General features: G+C 32.7%; 16 protein-coding genes and 1 pseudogene. 3 read left to right on the forward strand and 14 right to left on the reverse strand.

What is annotated here, in order from left to right; translation table 11 throughout:
* Positions 1-47 precede the first annotated feature (47 nt).
* The 6 genes and pseudogenes from HGP29_RS18660 to dnaG form a co-directional block, all read right to left on the reverse strand.
* Positions 48-863: a hypothetical protein gene (locus HGP29_RS18660; protein WP_168883930.1), complete on the reverse strand. Its 816-nt coding sequence runs from the start codon at positions 861-863 to the stop codon at positions 48-50.
* Between the two features lie 223 nt (positions 864-1,086).
* On the reverse strand, positions 1,087-2,844 hold the full coding sequence (locus tag HGP29_RS18665) for a hypothetical protein (protein WP_168883931.1): 1,758 nt from the start codon (positions 2,842-2,844) through the stop codon (positions 1,087-1,089).
* A 125-nt stretch (positions 2,845-2,969) separates the two neighbouring features.
* The gene (locus HGP29_RS18670; protein ID WP_168883932.1) at positions 2,970-3,695 is read right to left on the reverse strand and encodes a hypothetical protein; all 726 of its coding nucleotides are present in this window, start codon (positions 3,693-3,695) and stop codon (positions 2,970-2,972) included.
* A 238-nt stretch (positions 3,696-3,933) separates the two neighbouring features.
* A pseudogene (cysN, locus tag HGP29_RS18675) lies at positions 3,934-5,196 on the reverse strand (sulfate adenylyltransferase subunit CysN); the annotation flags it as partial.
* Between the two features lie 12 nt (positions 5,197-5,208).
* Complete coding sequence (gene cysD, locus HGP29_RS18680; RefSeq protein WP_168883934.1) at positions 5,209-6,114, reverse strand: sulfate adenylyltransferase subunit CysD; 906 nt, start codon at positions 6,112-6,114, stop codon at positions 5,209-5,211.
* Positions 6,115-6,260: 146 nt separating this feature from the next.
* Positions 6,261-8,384: a DNA primase gene (gene dnaG / locus HGP29_RS18685; RefSeq protein WP_168883935.1), complete on the reverse strand. Its 2,124-nt coding sequence runs from the start codon at positions 8,382-8,384 to the stop codon at positions 6,261-6,263.
* Between the two features lie 78 nt (positions 8,385-8,462).
* Between dnaG and recO the strand changes: the two genes are divergently transcribed.
* Together recO and HGP29_RS18695 are read left to right on the forward strand one after the other, a co-directional pair.
* Entirely contained in the window at positions 8,463-9,158 is a 696-nt protein-coding gene (recO, locus tag HGP29_RS18690) for a DNA repair protein RecO (protein ID WP_168883936.1), read from the forward strand.
* 64 nt (positions 9,159-9,222) lie between these two features.
* The gene (locus HGP29_RS18695; protein WP_168883937.1) at positions 9,223-9,567 is read left to right on the forward strand and encodes a hypothetical protein; all 345 of its coding nucleotides are present in this window, start codon (positions 9,223-9,225) and stop codon (positions 9,565-9,567) included.
* Positions 9,568-9,620: 53 nt separating this feature from the next.
* Here the strand turns inward: HGP29_RS18695 and HGP29_RS18700 are convergent, their stop codons facing one another.
* The 8 genes from HGP29_RS18700 to HGP29_RS18735 form a co-directional block, all read right to left on the reverse strand.
* Positions 9,621-10,100: a hypothetical protein gene (locus HGP29_RS18700; RefSeq protein ID WP_168883938.1), complete on the reverse strand. Its 480-nt coding sequence runs from the start codon at positions 10,098-10,100 to the stop codon at positions 9,621-9,623.
* 100 nt (positions 10,101-10,200) lie between these two features.
* Positions 10,201-11,679, reverse strand: coding sequence for a sodium:solute symporter (locus HGP29_RS18705; protein ID WP_168883939.1), 1,479 nt, complete (start codon positions 11,677-11,679; stop codon positions 10,201-10,203).
* An 85-nt stretch (positions 11,680-11,764) separates the two neighbouring features.
* Positions 11,765-13,165 carry a COG3014 family protein gene (locus HGP29_RS18710; protein ID WP_168883940.1) on the reverse strand — a complete coding sequence of 467 codons (1,401 nt, stop codon included), beginning with the start codon at positions 13,163-13,165 and terminating at the stop codon, positions 11,765-11,767.
* A 103-nt stretch (positions 13,166-13,268) separates the two neighbouring features.
* Positions 13,269-13,859 (reverse strand): penicillin-binding protein activator LpoB, encoded by a 591-nt coding sequence (locus HGP29_RS18715; protein ID WP_168883941.1) that lies wholly within the window; start codon positions 13,857-13,859, stop codon positions 13,269-13,271.
* Between the two features lie 37 nt (positions 13,860-13,896).
* Positions 13,897-14,316, reverse strand: a complete 420-nt coding sequence (locus tag HGP29_RS18720; protein WP_168883942.1) for a hypothetical protein — start codon at positions 14,314-14,316, stop codon at positions 13,897-13,899.
* 106 nt (positions 14,317-14,422) lie between these two features.
* Positions 14,423-18,052 (reverse strand): PAS domain-containing hybrid sensor histidine kinase/response regulator, encoded by a 3,630-nt coding sequence (locus HGP29_RS18725; RefSeq protein WP_168883943.1) that lies wholly within the window; start codon positions 18,050-18,052, stop codon positions 14,423-14,425.
* Positions 18,049-19,680 carry a mechanosensitive ion channel family protein gene (locus HGP29_RS18730; RefSeq protein WP_168883944.1) on the reverse strand — a complete coding sequence of 544 codons (1,632 nt, stop codon included), beginning with the start codon at positions 19,678-19,680 and terminating at the stop codon, positions 18,049-18,051. Before HGP29_RS18730 ends, HGP29_RS18725 begins: the two co-directional genes overlap by 4 nt.
* 127 nt (positions 19,681-19,807) lie before the next feature.
* Positions 19,808-21,421 carry a mechanosensitive ion channel family protein gene (locus tag HGP29_RS18735; RefSeq protein WP_168883945.1) on the reverse strand — a complete coding sequence of 538 codons (1,614 nt, stop codon included), beginning with the start codon at positions 21,419-21,421 and terminating at the stop codon, positions 19,808-19,810.
* Positions 21,422-21,521: 100 nt separating this feature from the next.
* On the opposite strand from HGP29_RS18735, the gene HGP29_RS18740 reads away from it, so the two are divergent.
* Complete coding sequence (locus tag HGP29_RS18740) at positions 21,522-22,151, forward strand: HAD family hydrolase (RefSeq protein WP_168883946.1); 630 nt, start codon at positions 21,522-21,524, stop codon at positions 22,149-22,151.
* Positions 22,152-22,251: the final 100 nt, after the last annotated feature.

Consider the following 22,251-nt stretch of genomic DNA (forward strand, 5'->3'; position numbering starts at 1 on the left):
AAATATGAAAAAAGTCCCTTTTTTATTTCGATGGTTAGTAAATAATGTTATTTGGCAATTTGAACTTCTCCGTATTGATCTTCAAGGAACGCTTGTAAATAAATTATCCTTGGAGAATCAGTAACAATTGAAGCTTTATATAATGATAATTGGGCCTCAGGCATATTACTATTTCTGTAAGCATATACTGCTTGATTATAGTATTGTAAACCTGCAATGTCTATGATTGATAAATCTTCATTTAAGTTCATACCATACTTCTCATATAGTAATGAATTTTGTAAACGAGATTCGTAAGATTTTATCTTTTCATTAATATCTCTCTCATTATTGATATATCCATATACATCTGTTGACTCGATTAATGTTTCACCTAAAATCGGATCTTGTAATAGAATATAAACATGACTATTTAATTGCTTTATTTTATACTCGTAGCCTAGTTCTTCAAAGACATGAGCAAACAATAAAGTTCCAGTTAAACAGTCATACGTTCCTGTTTCCAACATATTAGAGAAAGTACTACACTCACTGTAATTTTTGAAAAACTGTTGACGTGTTTTGTTGAATAACTTTTTAACGATAGACTTATTTGTAGAAGCCTGTTCTGTTTTCCAATATGTTATCCAATTCTCTACTTCGTCTTTTAACTCTTTAAATTCTTTTCCTTTAATGTTCTCTTCTGGAGAAAAGAAAAGATTATATCGATCAATTTTCCAAGCTTCTTTAAACTGATTTAAAGTGTAATACTCTAACATAGATTTTGACTGTTGCTTAGAAACAAGAATATCTTGAGCATACACGGCGCTTCCTCCAAATAGAGTGAATAATGTAAAGTATAATATGGCCGTGTATTTTTTCATGTATTAAGTAGAAATGTATTATCTACTTCTAATATACGGATATTATTCATGTTTAGTTAACATTAAGTTCATATTTAAATGAATAAATTAAAAAAATAGAAATATTATAGTCATTTCTACGGATTCTACAATCTGTTATGTGAATTTAATGTTACAAAAAAGGTTCTTGATTTTTTTATCAAGAACCTTAAAGTATATATTGTTATATGTACTATGTGATGTATTAGAAATCGTAGTGTCTATTTCCAATGTTCCAACGTACAGCTGCACCAATGTAATTTTCATCTTGGTTATAACTGGCATTGTCATCACTACTTACTTTTCTGAAAGTGCCTCTTAAATCCACAAATATATTATGGAATGGAGAATAAGTTAAGATTGCATCAATATAGAGTGTTGATACTTTTTCACCTTGTAATAATGAGTTGCCATAAGAGTCAGGAGAACCTGGGGCAGTATTATAGTCAAGGAATATATTCGAACCATAATTAACAAGAGGATTACCATTTTCGTCATAAGTGTTCATTCCTTGCTCTCTCCAAATACCTTTAACAACGGCAGAAAGTTTTGGCAAGAAGTGAGGACGATATCTTACAATTCCTATTAATTCATAAAGGTTGGCACCATTAGGATGTGCTAACTCTTGATAATAATGAGCTTGGTTACCATATAACTGACCATTTGTGATCCCTTTTTCATTTTTATGAGAATAAGTATATGGATCAATCACGTTCATTTCACCTTGTAAATCGAGGTTAGGTAAACCAAATGCATCAATATATTTAGCACCGAACTGGTAGGCAAATTTATTACCATAGAACCCTTTTCCAAAGTTTGCAACACTCATATCATCAATCATTATTTGAGTGTAAAGTTGTACTCTATTCCAGATATTCCATTTGGCATCAAAACCTAATTGAACATTATCAACATCACCTAAACCATGCTCAATTGATCTATAAAAGATTAGTGGGTTGAGGTATGAAAGGTCAAAAGAGCCATTTCCTGTAGAATCAGCTCTACTAAAGATAACTTGTTCAAATACACCAATATTAAAGTTTTTAGTCACATTCCACCCTAAGTGATGCATTGCACTATATTTTTTAGGAAGTGGGTATCCTGGAGCAACAGCTACATTACTTGCATTCATTTGTGCAAAGATGTTTGTGTACTCTAAATGCCAAACTCTTGTATTAAGTTTTAAATATGTATAGTCATTAGCATGTGTAGATAAGAACAATGATCTATAACCATTACCAATAAAGTTCTTTCCTCTACCAAATTCTGCTTGGATATATTTATCTACAAGCATAAAGTTTACATAACCTTGTGCATTGAAGTATTCATATTTACCACCTCCATTGTCTTTATACCATTGTTGACCTGGGATAGTTCCATTATGAGTATCTGAGTATTGTTGAACATAAAAAGGTAGTCTTTCCATGTTGTCGCTAGCCTGGAAGTAGAATCCTACTTTATTGGCAATAGATCCGTACATAACTGCACCTCTCTGATTAACTAATGGACGAGATGTATTCAAATTGTCATCTCCTGTACTTAGATATAAAACAGGGTTAATATGTACTTCGAAGTCTTTTTCGTCTACATTAACAAAATCAATTTTACTTCTATAAAAGTATTTAAGGAAAGGCTTTTTTACGTCTGCAATAGTAGTATCAGACATATACTGCCAGTTATCTAATGCTAAGTAAGACAATTGATATTTATCTGCTTCAGATAATGTTCCTGTGTATGTTGAATCAAAATTTTCAACGAAGTTGGCAATATCTTGGCGACCGTAAGGTTTAATGTTTGAATAGATTTTACCGAAATCTTTCATTTTGATCTCATATCTATCAATTAGATGATAATATTCAGGGTCGTACTGAACTGTGGCGGTCTGAGAGAATACATTTTGTAATGAAACAAAAAATAGGAGTCCGCATAACAGACCTTTAACAGTTAAAAAATATTTATTCATTAGGTAGAAATCTTGTGGTCAAACCAAAGACGAAGAATATGTCTATAAATAACTTATATAGAAATCAAATAACTTGCCAAGCTATAATTTCTGTTAAATTATAAATAGATCTACCGCAATTAATGCTAAGCATATTCTTTATTGTTTGAGGTTATCATGCTAGATAGAAATTGTTTACAAGATGAACCTATCTCTATTATTTCCTTTTTTAATCTATTTCGGTGATAATGTTTAAATGTTTTTGAGCTGTAAAAACCACTGTCATCAACATAAAATGTATCAGGGATTTTTTTCCAAGAACTATCATAGTATCTCACATTCTTGAATTTGAATAAAGATTCCAAGTTGATAAATGGGTAACGAATTCTCTTATGGTAATCTACTATTTTACCATTGTTACAATAGAATAATGATTTCGCTTCTGTTTCAAAAATTAGATTTATTCTCGTACTCTTTTGAATCTTATCTAATCTGTTTTTATGGTTATTTTGAGTGATCAATAATTCTTCTTTATTGACTTTTAAGAGAATAGAAGAATTGTATTTTGGCAATTGACGAACAAAATAATTAAGCTGACCATATAGTAGCTTACAACTGCCTAAAATCCAATAAGTGTACTTTTCAATGAATGAAGACTTTTGTTCACTTAAGTAGTGAAGTATCTCTTTATTATTCTTGAAGTCAATAATTACTGAACTAATATTTTGAGGTAGTTGGATTGGGATATTAAAATTTGAAATTAATAATACATCAAGATTTTTTTGAAGTGATAACTGTTTAATGAAAAGTGGAAAATGTACAGGTAAGGTATCAGAAATAGGGATAATTAAGCAAATAGAAGAGTAGTGCATTTCGTATAATTTATAGATGAGAATGTTTCTGGGGAAAGTTATTTTTCTTTACGTAATAATATTTAAAAAGGTTAACAAAAGGTGCTAAGCCTTGATAGATTTAGATAATGGTTACAATAAAATATTAGAAAACATCAATTGTAAAAAATAGATCTTGTATTGGTTTATGAAAATTTTCATATAAAAAAAGGTACTCTGAATTTCTTCAAAGTACCTTTTAAGTATTAATATATTGAGATTATTTGTCTCTTCTAATCATACCTGCAGCAACAGTGTTATGTGTCGCTTCATCAACTAAGATGATTGAACCAGTTACCCTGTTTGATTTGTAAGGATCAGCCAGAATAGGTTTAGTAGTTCTAATTTTTACTCTAGCAATATCATTCATATTTAATGATTTATCACCTTCGATTCTACTCAAAGTATTGATATTCATTTTATATGTAATGTCTTTAATCATACATCTAGCCTCATTGGTAGTGTGCATAATGATGTATTTTGCTCTTGGTCTAGGAGGTTGATCATCCATCCAACATAACATGACATCAAGATCTTGAGTTTGTTGAGGTTGGTTGTTTGGACGAACTAACATATCACCTCTAGAGATGTCAATGTCATCTTCTAATGTGATTGTTACTGATTGAGGAGGGAAAGCCTCTTTTACCTTTTCTTCTCCTAAAAAGATATCTTTAATCTTTGAAGAAAACCCTGAAGGTAAAGCTAAGATATCATCACCAGGTCTAAAGATACCTGAAGAAATACGACCTGCATAACCACGGAAATCATGGAACTCATCAGAATGAGGACGAATGATTGTTTGAACCGCAAAACGAGGGTCGATATAATTGTTATCACTAGAAATATAAATTGTTTCTAATGTATGAAGAAGAGTTTCTCCACTATACCAAGGTGTATTTTCAGAACGATTTACTACGTTATCACCTTTTAATGCAGATATAGGTACAAAACGAATATCTTTAAGGTTTAATTTTGCAGCAAATTCTTTAAAATCTTTCTGGATTTGCTCAAATTTCTCTTCACTATAATCCACTAAGTCCATCTTGTTTACACAAACAATCATGTGAGGGATTTGTAATAATGAAGCAATGATAGCATGACGGTGAGTTTGCTCAACTAAACCGTTACGAGCATCAACTAGAATTAAGGCAAGGTTAGCAGTAGATGCACCTGTTACCATATTTCTAGTGTATTGAATATGACCAGGAGTATCTGCAATAATAAATTTACGCTTTGGTGTAGCAAAGTATCTGTATGCTACATCAATTGTAATACCTTGTTCACGTTCTGCTTTTAAACCATCAGTTAATAAAGAAAGGTCAACATGCTCTAAACCTTTTCTTTTTGATGTTTCAGAAACCTGCTCAATTTGGTCTTCAAAAATTGATTTTGAATCATATAATAAACGGCCAATCAATGTACTTTTTCCGTCATCGACAGAACCGGCTGTTGTAAATCTTAAAATTTCCACTTTTTGATGATGTTTTGTTTGATTCTAGAAATAACCCTCTTTCTTACGATCTTCCATAGATGTTTCAGAACGTTTGTCATCCGATCTGTTACCTCTTTCAGTTTGACGCATAGCTGATACTTCTTCAACTACTTTTTCAACTGTGTCTGCTTCAGACTCGATACCACCAGTGATTGTAATATCACCTAATGTTCTAAAACGAATCTTTTTTGTTTCTACTTTTTCACCATCGCGAAGTGTAGTGTATTCAGATACAGGCAACCAAGTGTTGTCTCTCCAAATCACTTCTCTTTCATGAGCTAAATACAATGATGGAATTTCAATGTTTTCTCTCATGATATATTGCCAAACATCAAATTCAGTCCAATTAGAAATAGGGAACGCTCTGAAGTGCTCACCAGGACTGTATTTACCGTTGAATAAGTTCCATAATTCTGGGCGTTGACGTTTTGGATCCCATTGTCCAAACTCATCTCTATGTGAGAAGAAACGTTCTTTTGCTCTCGCTTTTTCTTCATCACGACGTCCACCACCAATACATACATCAAATGCTTCGTCTTCGATAGTATCTAATAGGGCAGTAATTTGAAGTTTATTTCTACTAGCATTTGCACCAGTTTCTTCAACTACTCTACCATCATCGATTGCTTCTTGAACAGAACCAACAGCAAGACGAACACCTAAATCTTTGATTAAATCATCACGGAATTGAATTGTTTCCGGGAAATTGTGACCTGTATCAACATGCAAAAATGTAAAAGGAATTTTCGCAGGATAGAATGCTTTCTTAGCTAAATGTGCGACTGTAATTGAGTCCTTACCTCCTGAGAATAATAGTGCAGGATTTTGAAATTGGGCAAAAACTTCACGTAATACGTAGATCGCTTCTGCTTCCAATTCGTCCAAATGTGAAAGTTGATAATTACTCATTTGATATATGTAATGTAAATAATCGTTTTTCGTATGAATTTGCTTTTCCTAAAGTATAGACGTAATACTAGGACATAAGTTACAAAGATATACCCTAGTAATTTACTATGGAAATAATCAGAACAAAATTAAATAAATATATTAAATTATAACTTGATTGTAATACCCAATTGATTGGCAATATCTTTTCGTTGTTGAGTTAATAGAGTCATTAGGTGTAATGCTTCCATCATTTTCTCATCATCCATAGCCTTTTCAGCTTCTGTTAGACCTATATGACACTTATCAATTAGATCTGTTAGGTATGTCATTTTGTAGTGTAATAAAGAATTATAGGCTAAGCGACCTAAATTCTCATCTTTATTTGGTATTACAATCCTATGGCGCTTGAACCATTCCACACTAGGTTGATGACCACCTGTATTGGTAATTCTATTTAAGTTTCTTAGATCATTTTCACTACTATATCTTTCTTTAAAATGTTGTAGTGATGGAATTTCTCCCATGGCAGTTTCATTTTTATAATCAACAAGAATTTGTTGGCAGAATTCATCTTCCAACATCATTGATCCTAATTCATTAAAAAGATATTCATAAATATATCCAACATTCTCATCTACATATTGGTCGCCATATAACAATAAGATACGAATAAATTCCTCTTCATGAATGCCAAGTTTAACGAACTTACCTTTAGGATTAGATGAGTCTTGTTTTTTATTAGCTTTCTCATGTTCTTCACCTAATGGAGGAAGAGTAGGAGGTTGAGCATCTATAAATTCGGGAGAAAAATGAGTATCTGGTTCTATAGCCGGAGGAGGCATATCCATTGGAGGTGGCATATCCGATGGAATATCAGAAGGGCTCATTGGAGGAGGTATCGATGCTACAGAATTTCCTACCGAACCACCAGTAGGATTTTCATATGGTCTTCTTGCTCTATTCTTTTCTTTTTCAATACGCTCAATTTCTCTCTGTTTGATCTCGTTTAAGTTGTTGATCAAGCTTTCGACAGAAATATCAAATACGTCAGCACATTCCTTAATAAAAATTTCTTGTTGAATTGTGTCCGGAATAACTGCAATACTTTTAAGTACTTCACGTATCTTCTCAGCTTTATTTAAAGGATCATTTTTAGCTTCTTCGCTGTATAGTCTCGCCGCAAATAAGATAAAATCAGTTTCTTCCTTCTTAAGAAATTCAGCAAACTTTTCTCCTCCAAGTGTGTCACAGTAACTATCAGGGTCTTCTCCTTCTGGTAAACGAACGACCCTAACATTAAGCCCTTGTTGTAAGAGCATATCAACACCTCTAATTGCTGCCTTTAAACCTGCCGCATCACCATCAAAGACTGCGGTAACATTATTGGTGAATCGCTTGATCTGCTTTATTTGTCCTTCTGTCAGAGCTGTTCCAGAAGAAGCGACAACATTTTTTATACCTGCTTGATGTAGAGAAATTACATCGGTATAACCTTCAACTAAGTAGCAACGATCTTTTACTCTTATCGCATCTTTGGATTGATAAATACCATATAGAGCATCACTTTTATGGTAAATTTCAGTTTCAGGAGAGTTTAAATACTTAGGTTTTCCATCCTTTTTAAGGGTTCTTGCTCCAAAGGCGATAACTCTACCAGAAAGATCATGAATAGGAAACATCACCCGACCTCTAAAACGGTCATATTTTCTCCCCTTTTCATTTTCAGATCTTAACCCTGCTAGTTCTAATGCTTCAATTGTATACCCCTTTTGAGTGGCATCTTTTTCTAGTGAGTCCCAAGAGTCTAGACTGTAACCTAAATCAAAAGTATTAATAGTATCTCCATTGAACTTTCTATTTTTGAAATATCCTAAACCTAAAGATTTTCCTTCATCAGAAATTTGCATCATTCTCATGAAGTAATCTTTAGCATAGTTCATTGTTACGAAGATACTTTCTCGCCTTTTATGTTTTTCCTCTTCCTCAGGTGAACGTTTTTTCTCAACAATTTTGATCCCATATTTTGCTGCTAAGTATTTTAAAGCTTCAACATAGGATTTCCCCTCTTTTTCTTGAACAAATTTAATAGCATCACCAGAAGCACCGCATGAAAAACACTTGTAAAGATTCATGCTTGGTGTCACATACATTGAAGGCGTATTATCTACATGAAAAGGACATAGTCCAATCCAAGATTTACCTTTCTTTTTTAAAGGGACAAAATCTTCGACAACTTCTACAATATCCAGTGTACGTTTTATTTCTTCTACGGTCTCTTGAGGGATCATTTTTTAGATTCTAAAGGGTTGAGTTACAAATTTAGGATTTTGTAGTTAACTTCATCAGTAGAATTAGTTAAGAAACTTATGATTGCATCGACAAAGGGTATAGTTTTAAGTAATATGAGGTATCAGGAGTCTTCTTTGATCGTACATATTTACACTAAAGAATTTGGAAGAAGGGATTATATAATAAAAGGAGCTTACAGTAAACGTTCGAATAAAGCATCTTTCTATCACCCTTTAAATATCTTGGATTTACAGGTGTATGAAAGACCAAATATGAATCTACAGATGGTGAAAGAAGTCCGTATTGATCAAGCTCTATTATCTTTCCAAATCCAACCACAAAAATCGATGATTCTTACGTTTCTTTCAGAACTACTTGAAAAAGTATTAAGATCAGATGAAGTAGGTAGTGATGAATTATATGAATTTCTAAGGTATAGCTTGGTATCTCTAGATAAGATGTCTAGTAATTGGAACTGTTTTACTTTACAGTTTATGTTGAGGTTAAGTCATCATTTAGGTATAGGTATTTATTCCGCTGAAATGTTATTGATAGAAACCGAGGTATCTGCTCATGTAGATGAAGTATTAAAGGGACAAATAGATCAGTTGATTAAGTTGGATTATCATGAAGCTCCCGTTCTACCTTTGGTAACTAGAAGAGAAATTATGGATAAACTTGTGAAGTTTTATTCTATGCAATTACAAAACTTCGGAGAGTTGAAAACTTTAGAGGTATTAAGGAATATTGGCAATTCTCTTAAGAGGAATTAACGATGTATTTACAGTTGTGATGAAACATTTTATCGTATAAACTATTGAATTAAAATTAAATACGATGAAAATAATCACAAATCTTTCTAAGCTATTTCTAGGTGTTCTATTGTCATTAATGTCAATCATCTCTTTTGCTTCAAGTGATGATGTTGGGATTTCATCAACCATTAATACAAAAAAAGTAGACAATCCTGAGCAATTAATCACGTCATTAGAGAAAGCAATTGATACTCAATATATCTTGTCTTACAGTGATCAGGAAAAAGCAATATACAGATCTGAAAAGAATGTTGTGATATTTAATACATCAAAAGAGGAAACATCAATTCAGGTTTTATGTGGATCAAGAAAGCCAAATAAAGAATACCGTTCTACTTTGGAATTCTTTGGAAAAGAGTTAGAATAAAAGTTCTTATATACATAAAAAAGCCATTTGAGTTTAAATTCAAATGGCTTTTTTTAATATGCATTGATTACAATTTCTTTCTGATAGATTTCAGTTTCTTTGTTCTCATTACTTTTATTTCTCAAAGTAAGCGTTACAGTATGCTTTCCTTCTTCTTGTATTTTCTTATTGATTAAATTTTTAAGATTAATAATTGTAGCCCTTTGATGATTTATTAATGGAAATGTTAGCCCAATCAAATAAAGATTAGCATTTGATTCATCATGCGAAGCAGCATGAATCGTTGCTTCATTTATAGAAACATCAAGTAGTTTAATTTCATTGGTACTTGAAATTTTAATAAACACATTATCAAACTCACCAACTTTTCCTGAGATAGCCTCAGAAAGGTTCAAATTGATACCAGAAACCCGTATGGATTCGTTATTTACTTTGTAAGAAAAGTGGTTATAAAAATTACCTTTTAAGAAGAATAAGTTTGTTGTTACGAGCCCAATGACAATACTACTCATCAAAATATGGAGTGATTTCATAGTTTGTCGTTATTAAGAAGTTAAGTATAATTCTACTATGTATATATAAAACGATTAAGAATTGCTTCTTGACAAACCATTGAGTATCAATTTACAAATATTAGCTATTTATAGCATTTTTATTAGGTTTAATAAGGCATGAAACCCAAAGGCCCAAGAAGGTAAGAAGTCCATTTAATAATAGTATCTCATAACCAAATTTATAACCATTGAACCAATTACTAGAATTTGTTTGTAAAAGATAACAAAGAATTGGGGCCACTAAGCAAGTAATAGGAATCCATCTTGGTTGGTATTTTTCCTTCATGAATATCCCAAAAGAGAACAAGCCTAATAATGGACCATAAGTAAAAGAAGCTAATTTTAAAATTGTATCCATCGCATTTGAGTTATTCATAGCATCAAATGAAATAACAAAAACAAATAGTATAAAAGCGATTAAGAAGTGTATATTCTTTTTCGTTTTTGTCATATTTTCTTCACTAAGTGTTCCTTTCCCAAACTTCAAAAAGTCAACACAAAATGCTGTAGTTAATGAAGTAATGGCTGAATCTGCACTAGAAAATGCAGAGGCAATAACACCTAATAAGAAGATACTTGCTCCTAGGATCCCTAATTTATGCTGGGCGATAAGAGGATATAATTGATCTGATTTTTTAGGTAATTCAAATTGAATACTATCCGTATATAAGTATAAAATGGCTCCTAAACATAGAAATAGAGCAAACGTTACAAACAGAATAAAGCTAAAAGAAACCATATTAAGTTGTGCTTTTTTTAGCGTCTTAATTGTAAGGTTTTTTTGCATCATATCTTGATCTAAGCCTGTCATCACAATGGCAAGAAATGCACCTGAAATGAATTGTTTCCAGAAGTAGCCAGGGGAGTTGATATCCCAATTGAAGATGGTAGTATATGATGTTTCCTCATGTGCTTTATACATCAATTCAATAGGAGTGGAATCCAATACATTAGAAATGATAGATATGGTAATAATCGCAGCAGCTAACATAAATGTAGTTTGAACCGTATCTGTCCATACTACTGTTTTAATTCCCCCTTTTAGAGTATATAAACTAATAATTAAGAGAAGAATAGCTGTGTTGACTATATATGATATTCCAAGAGGTTCATAAATAAAAGTTTGTAAAACTGTAGCCATAATAAATAGTTTACCAGCAGCTTGTAAAGCTCTAGAGACTAAGAAAAATGACGATCCAGTTTTATATGCTGTTGTATTAAACCTTTCTTCTAAATACCCATAGATAGAAATTAAGTTTCTACTGTAATAGATGGGCATAAGTACGTAAGCGATCACAAAATACCCTAGTATATAACCAAAACAGACTTGTAAATAACTGAAATTGGCAGCTTTCACCATTCCAGGTAAAGAAATAAAGGTCACTCCAGATAAAGTCGTTCCGATCATGCCATAAGCAACTGCATACCATGGAGAGTTTTTATTACCATTAAAAAAGGTGTAGGTAGTGCTTTTTCTACTTGACAAATAAGCGATCAAGAATAGAAACACTACGTACACCGTAAATATTGTTAAGCTTTGTAAAGGTGAAATTATCATTTGATTGTTAGATGTGGTCTAAGCTACAAATTAGATGAAGATTTTTTTAATCCTCAAATTTCCCTTTAGTTAAAACTCAAAATTATTAGAATCCGTAAGAAGCTGTTTGCGGAGCAAAAGAAGACAATGTGTAATAAGGTAATACTACTGTTTCACCTTTTACAAATTTAGGTAACTCGATTGTTCTTTTTTCCTTACCACCTTTGATGTTGGTAAGCTCAATATCAATACTTGTTTGTCCTTCTTTTAGTGGAACTCTTACGTAAGAAATATCTTTTGGAAGCGATTGCCATGATCTAGTATCCGCAGATTCAGTAGCAGAACCAAGAATACTTAATGCAGCACCCCAACCTTCATTCTCTTGTGATACTTTTGCAGCAATACTTTGTTTCATTGCTACTCGTAATAAGGTTTTAGAGAACTCCAATAACATTCTTTCTTCTAAAACTTTAAATGAAATCGCATTAATATCTTCTGCATGAGAGAACAGATAGGTATGGTCCTGATCTGATAACTTGGCACTTTTATAAAAGCTTTTTCTTTCAACATATTTTGGGAATACAGCTTTTACCCAAGTTACAGTAGGCTTATCGTTACCACAGTAGAAAGGGAAGCTCATTCCTAGCTCTTTATTAACGAAAGTAACCCAGCCATTTTTACCTTGGATGACGGCAAAGTTAACTCCCCATTCATCTTTTACAGGAGACATACCATTATTCCAAAGTAGTACTAAGTTGGCATACGATTCATCTTTACCAACTTCTAATTTGAATTGTTTTGAATATCTGGCAGCATCATCATAAAGTCCAGTTTCTTGGGCTGTTCTTACAAGGTCCAATTTCAACTGTTGAGGTACTGGAGTATTAAATAATGCAGCGTATTCATTTTGGTAAATGTCCAATGCATTTCTGTAAGCGATAAATGCATTGTTTGGATCATTAAATGCTTCATAGATAATACCCATCATTACATGGATAAAAGCATCTTTCTTGTATTTTTTATCTGATTTGTATTTATCACTAAGTTGCTGAAGACGTAGGTTCATACGCTTACACTCTACTAAAGCTTCATTGTATTGTCTCATTTCAAGGTAGTTTAAGGCCTTGAAATAGTTGATCATTAGCTTTTCGTGGTCTTCTCCAGGATAAGTAGTTAGATTTGGATTGAGAAGTAGTGCCCCTCCTTCCTCAAATACATTTTTTTTGTGATCCTCTACAAATAGATCAGCTTTTTGAAAATACTGATTACTTTGATCGAAATTCTCTTGCAATGAAGCGACCATACCGGCATTTACATAGTATAGGAATTCCAAACGGCCAGAGCTCATTTTCTTTTCACTCTGCTGCATAATAACAGCTGCCTGATCGTAGTTCCCTTCTGCTAGTGCCTTGTTAAGCTCGAATGTCTTTTCATAAAAAGTAGGAGCACAAGCCACAACAATACATGCTACGATTGCACAAATAAGAATACGTAGGTAATACTTCATCTATTTTTTAATTGAGGCAGAATTACGGTAGAAAAATAAATAGTGAAATCTCCTTACTGTTCGAAAACAATAAGGAGATATCTAATTTTAAGGGTAATCAAGATTAGTTCTTGATGTATTTCTTAATTTCTTTGTCACCAATCCAAACCTTCTCAGTAGATTCTAGATCAGCTAACTCTAAGTTGATTTTGTAGTTCACCAATTTTTCTTTTTTCAATTGGTCAACTGTAGAGTTGATAGTACCGAACATGATAAAGTCAGCACCTAACTCTTGAGCGATTCTTTTTTGAGTTTCCTCAGAAGCATTTACTTGTTGAGATTGTTGCTCAGCTCTGATTTGAGCTCTGAACTGATCATTTTCAACAACTCTTACTTTACCAGAGTTAACGAATTCACGCTCGATATCTTTAATAAAAGTTTCAGCCTCGATGTGTTCATGAGATTTATTGATAACACCTCCAACAATCACTACAGGCTTTCTATTTTTTGAATTTTCAAAGTTTGGTAACCACGGACGGCTCATTACATCAGAGATCATATCTTTTGATACTTGTCTTGAGTCAGTATCATTCCATCTACCACTAATGTCGATTTGCTGATTAGGATCAACTCTTGTAACAGATCTAGAGCAAGCTCCAGCAAATAATAAAGATAGAATTGCGATAGCTAATGTAAATGTTCTAGTGAACTTCATTGTGTATAAATTTTATAAATTTAGGATTGATAGATTTTTATTGTAAAACGAATTTGCCCTTCGGTTTATCCAGTTTTTTCAAAATGATTTTACTCTCAGAAATCTTTACTATTTTGAACCTTGATGAAGCAGTATCGTTGGAACCATCACCTTTACCATGTGTTAATAAAAGTTCTTTTTTGCTTCCCATGATCCATTTTCCTGCTAAATATTCATTGGTATTGTTCTTAAAACCAAATTTCTTATCAATAGAAAAATGTAAATGATTACCTGCATCTAAAGCATATACTTCTTGTTCTGTTAGCTTGTCACGCTTTACCTCAGTAATTGTCCAATCTTTACTGATCAATATCTTTTTTCTAGTTTCAAGGTCTTGGGCCTTGCTCTCAATTGATGACAATAAGGTTAAAACAAAAAGAAGAGTAAAAACGCCTCCGAGTTTAGTAAATGTTTTCATAGTAATTGATTATTATTTTTAAAGCGAAACGGTTAAACCGCAATTATGTTACACAAGAAAGGATTATTAACGTTTAATTGTTAATATGAAGTTATTCAAGATTATGTTATTCTCCTAAATTTTTATTCCAAGTTATCTTAAACTCTTCATAAAGTGAGAAGACATCATCGATATCAGACATTAAATTTGTTTGATCATTGTTCTTAAGTTTTTGTTCAGATTGTTTCGCTTTATCTGCCAACTTCATAATACCTATGGTTGCTGCAGTGCCTTTAAAGGTATGCATCACAGATCTTATTTCTTCAATGTTCAGGTTATTTTTTGCTTCTATCAAATCGTGTATTAGTTGATCACCTTCTGAGATAAAATCATCAAAAGAAAGTTGTATCAACTCTACTCCTCCATATTTAGCTAACTCTGCAGAAATAGCATAGTCAATAATTACAGCACCATTTAGATCAACGTCTTGATCTGTTCTTGGACTGTCTTCTGCTACTGCTGCTAATTCTGATTCTTGAATTTCTTCGTATTCTACTTGTTCACCACTATTTATAGAAGTGCTATCGTTAGAGATAATCTCTTCTACTTTTTGTAACAGGTCATGAGCTTTAATAGGTTTTGGTAGGAATCCATCCATACCGGCATTTAAAAATTCTTGTTGCTCTTCTACCAAAGTAAATGCAGTCATTGCAATAATTGGTGTAGGAAGAGTAGGGAATAATTCATGTATTTTTTTCGTTGTTTCCATTCCATTCATATTAGGCATCTGAATGTCCATAAATATGATATCAAATGTATTCCCTTCTTCTAGAATCTCAATGGCCCTATTTCCACTATTGGCAGATGTCGTATTACATCCTGCTTTTTTAAGGATGCTTTCTGCTACCATTACATTGACACTGTTATCATCTACGACAAGTATGTTCGGCTGTTGGACAGCAATTTGGTTAGAAAATATTTCCTGAACTTCTTCTGTGGAGTTTGTAGGTGTTAGATGATTTACTTCTTTTATCTCTATGGTAAACCAGAATGTACTACCTTTTCCTATCTCAGATTCTACACCAATATCACCATTCATCATATTACATAACTCCTGTGATATTGAGAGACCTAGCCCTGTTCCTCCTTTTGTTCTATTGTAAGAATCCTCTACCTGACTAAACTGTTTAAAGAGGCGTTCTTGACCTATCTCAGAGATACCACACCCGGTATCAATGACATCAAACATTAGGGTGAAAATTCCATTAAATTTTTGAACCCCGTTGATATTAATTGTTACAGATCCATTTTCTGTAAACTTAATTGCATTCGAAGTAAGATTAGATAAAATCTGTAGAAGACGTGTTTCATCTGCTAATATTACTTGAGGAACAGTATCGCTTACATTCGAACTGAGAATAGTATTTTTATTTTTAGCATTCTGATGGAAAAGAGCAATCAACTTAGAAATTGTAGTTCGAATATCTATTGGTAGAGGGCGTAATTCCATCTTACCAGCTTCTATTTTCGAAAGGTCTAAGATGTCATTCAGAATATTTAATAGAATCTCTGATGAACGTTTGATTGTAGAAACATATTTCTTCTGTTCTGTACTAAGAGAGGTTGTTGTTAATAAGTCAACCATACCAATGACACCGTTCATAGGAGTTCTAATCTCATGTGACATATTGGATAAGAATTGTCTTTTCACTTCAAGCGACTTTTCTGCTAAGTCTTTTGCTTCTCTTAATTCATGCTCAGATTGTTTAATAGGAGTGATGTCTCTTGCAAGTCCTTCCACTCCCATAGGCTCTTTATTTTTATTATAAATCAGACGGAAGTTGGATAGAATATACCTTACTTCTCCTTTTTTATTCCTTACTGTACTTTCATAGTTCTTTACAAAACCTCTAACAGCAAGTTCTTTCATTAGTCGAGATAAGTGAGATTCACTGATATAATATTCTGTGACATGTTTGTCTACAACATCAATGGCCTCTTCACCTAACATGTCCTTAACTGAAGGAGAGATTAGGGTGAACTTACCTTCTAAATCTGTTCTGAAATAAACATCTTGTAGCGTCTCAAAAATATTACGGAAAAGTTCCTCGCTATCCGCAAGGTGTATTTCCATTCTTTTTCTGTGCGTAATATTCTGAGTTACACCGGCAATTTCTTGGATGATTTCACCATCACCACTATGCATTCTAACAGGATTTAATGTGATAGAATGCCATTGTTCATCGCCAGTGAAAGTAGTGAACTTGTATTCGAATGTTACAGATTCACCATCAAATACTCTTTTTAGAATACCTTCCCAATCGTCCTCTAGAGTTGGAGTGAACGGAATGATATTTTTTAAAAGCATCCCTTGCATCAACTCAATATTCGAATATTGCTTGATGTAATCAGAAAACTGTTGATTAAACCTAGTGATTGTACCACTTTTATTGAAAGTCCATATTGCTTGAGCTCCACTTTCGAAGATTGCTTCTAACTGAGCTCTTTGTGTACGTACTTTCAATTGACTTTGATCCCTTATAATCGCTGCAGCTAATAAACCGGTGGCTAAATCAAAAAGGTTCAAGTCTGGTTTACTAAATGCTTTTCTATCAGTAAATGATTGAACGACAATCATACCCATTTTCTGATTATTAGTAATCAGTGGGAGTCCCATCCATATTTCGGGAACCTGATTGAGTTTTATATTGTATTGTTTTGCTAACCTTTCAATCACTTCTTTGTACATAAACATCGGTCTGTTTAGTACATCTACCATGGCTAATGCAAAATCTCCGGCAGGGATTTCAACACTTTTATTTCCTGCTCTTGTATGGCTACTGAAAGGAATGTGCATTCCAACACCTGATACTTTTCTTCTAATCAATAAAAAGCTATCCATATCCACGACCATTTTCATGGCTAGGAATACTTTTTCATAAAGCTCTTTGATATTGAAATTCTGTTGAAGCAGTTTCGCAAAAGTGATACTTACTTCTTGTTCTCTTTCTTTACGTTTCTTGTCAGTAATATCGAAGAGGTGAAGACGGTAGCAATTTTTAGAATCAGGACGATAATTTATATGGCAGTCAGTAATTCTCTTCTGAGAATCATTTTCCAACGTTAGTTCCATTTTGTGTTCGATAACAGATTCCTCTGCCATTTTCAACCCGACCAATAATCTTGATTGTTGTTCGGATGGAACTAAATCTATAAATCGATGTTGCTTTAATTCAGTATCTGAAAGTTTTACCAAGTTTTTAAAAGGTTCACTGGCAAAACTGATGTTTCCTTTTCTGTCAAAGACAACAACCATTTCTCTAGAAGAACTAAAGAGCTCTTTCATGAGAATATTGTTCTTCACTAATTCCTGAACGTGAAATGTCTCTTTTGTAATGTTTTGAACATTGATGTAGGCGTGTTGTACATCACCATTGAAAACAGGAACACCTCCAATTTTTAACTGCAAAACTTGTCCTTTTCGGTCTTTAATTTTTGCAGGTAACGATTGCATTAAACCATTGAGAGAAAATTTCTGCTCAAAATGGAAAATATGTAAGTAGTCTGAGTAATGTTTTCCAACCGTTTCTTCTGGATAGAAATCAGATAAGTTTACCATTGCTTCATTCCAGAATACAATAATCCCATCCTTATTCAAACCAAATGTTGGTAATTCACTTGATTGATAAGCTTCCTCAAAAATTTTAAAGGTATTGGTAGAGGTGTTTAGATTGGGTGATTGATCTGTGTTATTCATTGTTGTTGATCAGCAATATGGATGTCGTTATCATGATTTTGAGCAATATGGATAGTCTGCGTAGGAAATGCAAAGTCAATTCCTATTTGCTCAGCTATACGTAAAATCTTAAGCATCAGGTACTCCCTAGCCTGTAATTCCTCGCTCCAATCTTTTGTGATAAAGAAAATATACAAAAGAATATCCAATGATGAGCTAGAAAAGTTGTTCAATCTTACTTCATAGAAATCTTTTCTTGTTTTAGGGTGGTCTTCTACAGCCTTTTTTATGGACTTGATAAACAATTCTATCTGATCCGGAGGCGTACCGTAAGGAATAGAAAGGTTTGTTTTAAACCTTCTAAACTGTCTTTTTCCAAGGTTATCAATATCACTATCTGCCATAGAACCATTAGGAATATTTAAAATGGAATTGGCAAATGTTCTAATTCTAGTTGTTCTAAACCCAATCTCTTCCACTATGCCTTCTTGTCCTCTTACATTCACCCAGTCTCCCACTTCGAACGGTTTATCTGCAAAAATCATCACAGAACCGATGAAATTTTTCAAGGCATCTTGTGCGGCGAAAGCAATTGCTACACCACCAAATGAAATACCTGTAATAAGGTGTGTAATATCATACCCAAGAAGATTCAGAATAAATAAGATCCCTAAGGAAATAGCAATAATCCTGAATATTACTTTAAGAATTGGTAGTAGGTTGGTGTCTATTCTTTCAGACTTTTGTGAAAACGAACCAATTCTAATAATGATGATATCTGCTAATTGATATAATAATATCCCACAGTTTACTCCAAAAATGATTTTGAAAAGTAAAGTGAGTATGTATGATATATTGTTGGGTAATAGTAAAAATGCGATAGAATAGTAAGCAATCAACATGATACTAGCCCATGCGATTGGTTGTCTTAGTTTTGGGATAATAATATTGGCCAACTGTTCTTGTTTAATGCGAAGTAATAGACGCTGAACAATCTGCTTTGTAAACCAAATACTAAAGAAATAATAGATGTAACTGATGATGATAAATCCTAAGAAAGACATCCATTGCCATACTTTTAAGCCAAGAAACTTTTCTTGAGATCTTTGTAATTGAAAGGTATAGACAATGACATTTCTGGTAAAAGAGGGATAGGTATCAACAAACAATTGGTGTATTGCTTTGCAAGAATAGTTGGAATACTTCCATCTACCATTTTGATATTCTAAATAGATACTTGGAATCTTAGAACTGATCTGAAACCTTTTCGTTTTTGTCTTGGGATCTTTAAAGTCTTTTGTTAGAGGAAGTTCTATATTATTTATATAAATATTGTTGGCTAAGTAAATCATTTTGAGTTCTATAGCCATTTTTTTACGCTCTTCTAATGTTCCTACAGAAAGAGGAAATACTTGTGCAGCTATTTTTGGATAATAACTATCGTCCTCTAAATTATCAATATGTGTATGGAAAGAATGATAAGGAGTACTCAAAGAGTATTCAATACTATCCAAGGTGAGAAATTGATAGAAACTATGGTCATTAGGGTAACTTTCAATAGCATTAGCATCGTCCTTTTCGATAGGTTCTTGTGCTTGAGCTATGAATGAAAACAGTAATAAAAAGAAACTAATCAGCAATTTATTCATGTAAAATGATTGTTCGTAAAAGTTCGTTTTTTTCGTAAAGCTTCTTGAAGTAAATATACTTGCAAAAATAAAAAAATACTCTTCATTTACTCAATACTGTCATTAAAGTAAATGAAGAGCAGAACTTCTAAACTTCTTTGTCTTCTGAACTCAGGTGAATAGTTTGTGTAGGGAAGGCAAAATTGACACCTACTTTATCAGCTATTTCCATGATGGTAAACATGAGTTCTTCTCTTGATTTTAATTCGATGTCATAATCGTCAGTCACAAAAAACACATTGAGTAAAACGTCTATCGAACTAGGAGCAAATTGATATAATCTAACTTGATAACCTTCTTTTTTTGTGATTTCATGTTCATCAATAGCAGTTCTAATTTGTTGAATAAACTCTTTTACTTTATGTCTGTCGGATCCATATTCTAACGAAAGCATAGTTCTAAATCTTCTGAAATGCCTTTTTCCCATATTATTGATGTCATTGTCTGCAGCAAGGTTATTGGGTAGACTCACTAAAGAGTTGTCGAAGGTTCTGATTTTGGTCGTTCTAAACCCAATTTCTTCAACAATTCCTGATTGACCTTTGACAATAATTGAATCGCCAACTTTGAAAGGTTTGTCTGTGAATAACATAATTGAACCAATGAAATTCTTAACAGTATCCTGAGCAGCAAAAGCAATAATTAAACCTCCGAAAGAAATACCAGTAACCAAGTTATTGATATTGTATCCCATTACTTTTAAAATACTTAGGATGCCCAACATCAATGCGACTAATCTAAATGAAGATCTTAGAACTGGTGCTAAATGTCTGTCAATTGAAAAACGCTTTCTTGAAAACATCAATTGAGCAACTAAAATATCAGCGGTTCTAAACAGGAAAGTGGCTATACAAAGTCCAAAAACAAATTTTACGGCAATAGACAGTCCTAACATAATGTAACTATCTAAAAGCAGTAATGGTAATGCTAAATGGAAGAGTAGACAGAGTAGTGCAATAACAACAGGAGAACTATATTTCTTTATCAGTAAATGGATAATATTAGGGTTTTCCTGTTTAGAAAATAAGACCCTAATTATAATCGAGAATAGCCATTGACTGATGTAATATGTCAGATATAATGCAAGTAGAAGCACTAAAATTGCTCCCCACTGCCACACTTTGAGCCCTAAGACATATTTTTGTCCTTTATGAACAGAGGAAATAAATTTGATGAACTCTCTAGAATAAGAAGGATAAACTTCTTCAAAGATTGACCTCACCTTTAAAGCAGAATAGCTCGAATATCTCCAACGATCACCTACTTTTATCAAGTAGATATCGGGAATCTTGCTATCTATGATATAACGCTTTTTCTGTGTGTTTTTTTCTATATAATTCTTCTCTAATGGAAGATCTAGAGTATTCACATAAATTCCTTTTGCAGCAAAGACTAGTTTTAATTCATTGGCCAATTCGATACGATAGTCTAGGTTTCCTACTTTGGTTGGAAAAACGCGAGCAGCAACTTTAGGATGGTAATTATCTTCTTTCAGAAAATCTAAATGAGTGTGTAAAGCGTGGTAAGGAGTACTCTGGGAATACTCTACACTATCATAGATATAGAAGTTGTAAAAATCATGGTCATTGGGATAGCTTTCCATTAAAACTTCTTCTTCATCGCCTGTACTATTTTGGCCAATAGATGTGAAAGGGATAAGAAAACTTAAAACACATAAGAGTGTCAATAAATAATTAGTCATAAATATGAAAACAGTGGTATCTTTAAAGGGTTAAATAGAATTGTTTCAATTCTAACATATTGATTTTAAATAGACAATAATTTTACTTTAATATATTAAAATGACTTACGAAACGATCATTTTTGATTTGGGAGGAGTAATTCTCAATTTAAGATACGAAAATACATTAGAAAAATTCTCAGAAATTATCGGAAAACCAGTAGAACCTTTCTACACTCAAAAGGAACAAACTGAACTTTTTGATGAATACGAAAAAGGAAATATTTCTTCTGATGCATTTAGAAAAGGAATTAAAGAACTACTAAATGAACCCATTACAGATGATCAAATAGATGAAGCTTGGAATGCCATGTTATTAGATTTACCAGTTGAAAGGGTAGAGATGTTAAAGGAAGTGGCTAAAAACTATAGAATATTCTTATTGTCAAATACTAACGATATTCATATTCAGGCTTTTGATAAAATCGTTGCAGATACTTTAGGAAATGATTTTGGAGACTTTAGAGGTCTATTTGAAAAAGGATACTATTCATATGAAATGTCGGATAGGAAACCTCATCCAAGTATTTTTGAAAAGGTTGTCGCAGAAAATAACCTTGATAAATCAAAAACATTATTTATTGATGATTCTATTCAACATGTAGAAGGAGCTAAAAAGGCAGGCTTACATGCACATCATTTATCGGATTTAAATGTCATTGGATTTTTAAAATCTATTGGTATTTATTAATAAAGTATGTTAAAAAACTTCAAACTAGACCAAGAAACAAGCGATTTTGAATAGGTAACTGTGTGCAGGTGTTATCAACTGCAGAAATTCCCCTATTTTC

It is taken from the genome of Flammeovirga agarivorans (genome assembly GCF_012641475.1).
Lineage (GTDB): Bacteria > Bacteroidota > Bacteroidia > Cytophagales > Flammeovirgaceae > Flammeovirga > Flammeovirga agarivorans.

What these genes read in the sequence shown, in the direction of transcription:
- HGP29_RS18660 (WP_168883930.1), bottom strand. Translation starts at nt 863, where the DNA reads ATGAAAAAATACACGGCCATATTATACTTTACATTATTCACTCTATTT.
- HGP29_RS18665 (WP_168883931.1), bottom strand. Translation starts at nt 2,844, where the DNA reads ATGAATAAATATTTTTTAACTGTTAAAGGTCTGTTATGCGGACTCCTA.
- HGP29_RS18670 (WP_168883932.1), bottom strand. Translation starts at nt 3,695, where the DNA reads ATGCACTACTCTTCTATTTGCTTAATTATCCCTATTTCTGATACCTTA.
- cysD (WP_168883934.1), bottom strand. Translation starts at nt 6,114, where the DNA reads ATGAGTAATTATCAACTTTCACATTTGGACGAATTGGAAGCAGAAGCG.
- dnaG (WP_168883935.1), bottom strand. Translation starts at nt 8,384, where the DNA reads ATGATCCCTCAAGAGACCGTAGAAGAAATAAAACGTACACTGGATATT.
- recO (WP_168883936.1), top strand. Translation starts at nt 8,463, where the DNA reads ATGATTGCATCGACAAAGGGTATAGTTTTAAGTAATATGAGGTATCAG.
- HGP29_RS18695 (WP_168883937.1), top strand. Translation starts at nt 9,223, where the DNA reads ATGAAAATAATCACAAATCTTTCTAAGCTATTTCTAGGTGTTCTATTG.
- HGP29_RS18700 (WP_168883938.1), bottom strand. Translation starts at nt 10,100, where the DNA reads ATGAAATCACTCCATATTTTGATGAGTAGTATTGTCATTGGGCTCGTA.
- HGP29_RS18705 (WP_168883939.1), bottom strand. Translation starts at nt 11,679, where the DNA reads ATGATAATTTCACCTTTACAAAGCTTAACAATATTTACGGTGTACGTA.
- HGP29_RS18710 (WP_168883940.1), bottom strand. Translation starts at nt 13,165, where the DNA reads ATGAAGTATTACCTACGTATTCTTATTTGTGCAATCGTAGCATGTATT.
- HGP29_RS18715 (WP_168883941.1), bottom strand. Translation starts at nt 13,859, where the DNA reads ATGAAGTTCACTAGAACATTTACATTAGCTATCGCAATTCTATCTTTA.
- HGP29_RS18720 (WP_168883942.1), bottom strand. Translation starts at nt 14,316, where the DNA reads ATGAAAACATTTACTAAACTCGGAGGCGTTTTTACTCTTCTTTTTGTT.
- HGP29_RS18725 (WP_168883943.1), bottom strand. Translation starts at nt 18,052, where the DNA reads ATGAATAACACAGATCAATCACCCAATCTAAACACCTCTACCAATACC.
- HGP29_RS18730 (WP_168883944.1), bottom strand. Translation starts at nt 19,680, where the DNA reads ATGAATAAATTGCTGATTAGTTTCTTTTTATTACTGTTTTCATTCATA.
- HGP29_RS18735 (WP_168883945.1), bottom strand. Translation starts at nt 21,421, where the DNA reads ATGACTAATTATTTATTGACACTCTTATGTGTTTTAAGTTTTCTTATC.
- HGP29_RS18740 (WP_168883946.1), top strand. Translation starts at nt 21,522, where the DNA reads ATGACTTACGAAACGATCATTTTTGATTTGGGAGGAGTAATTCTCAAT.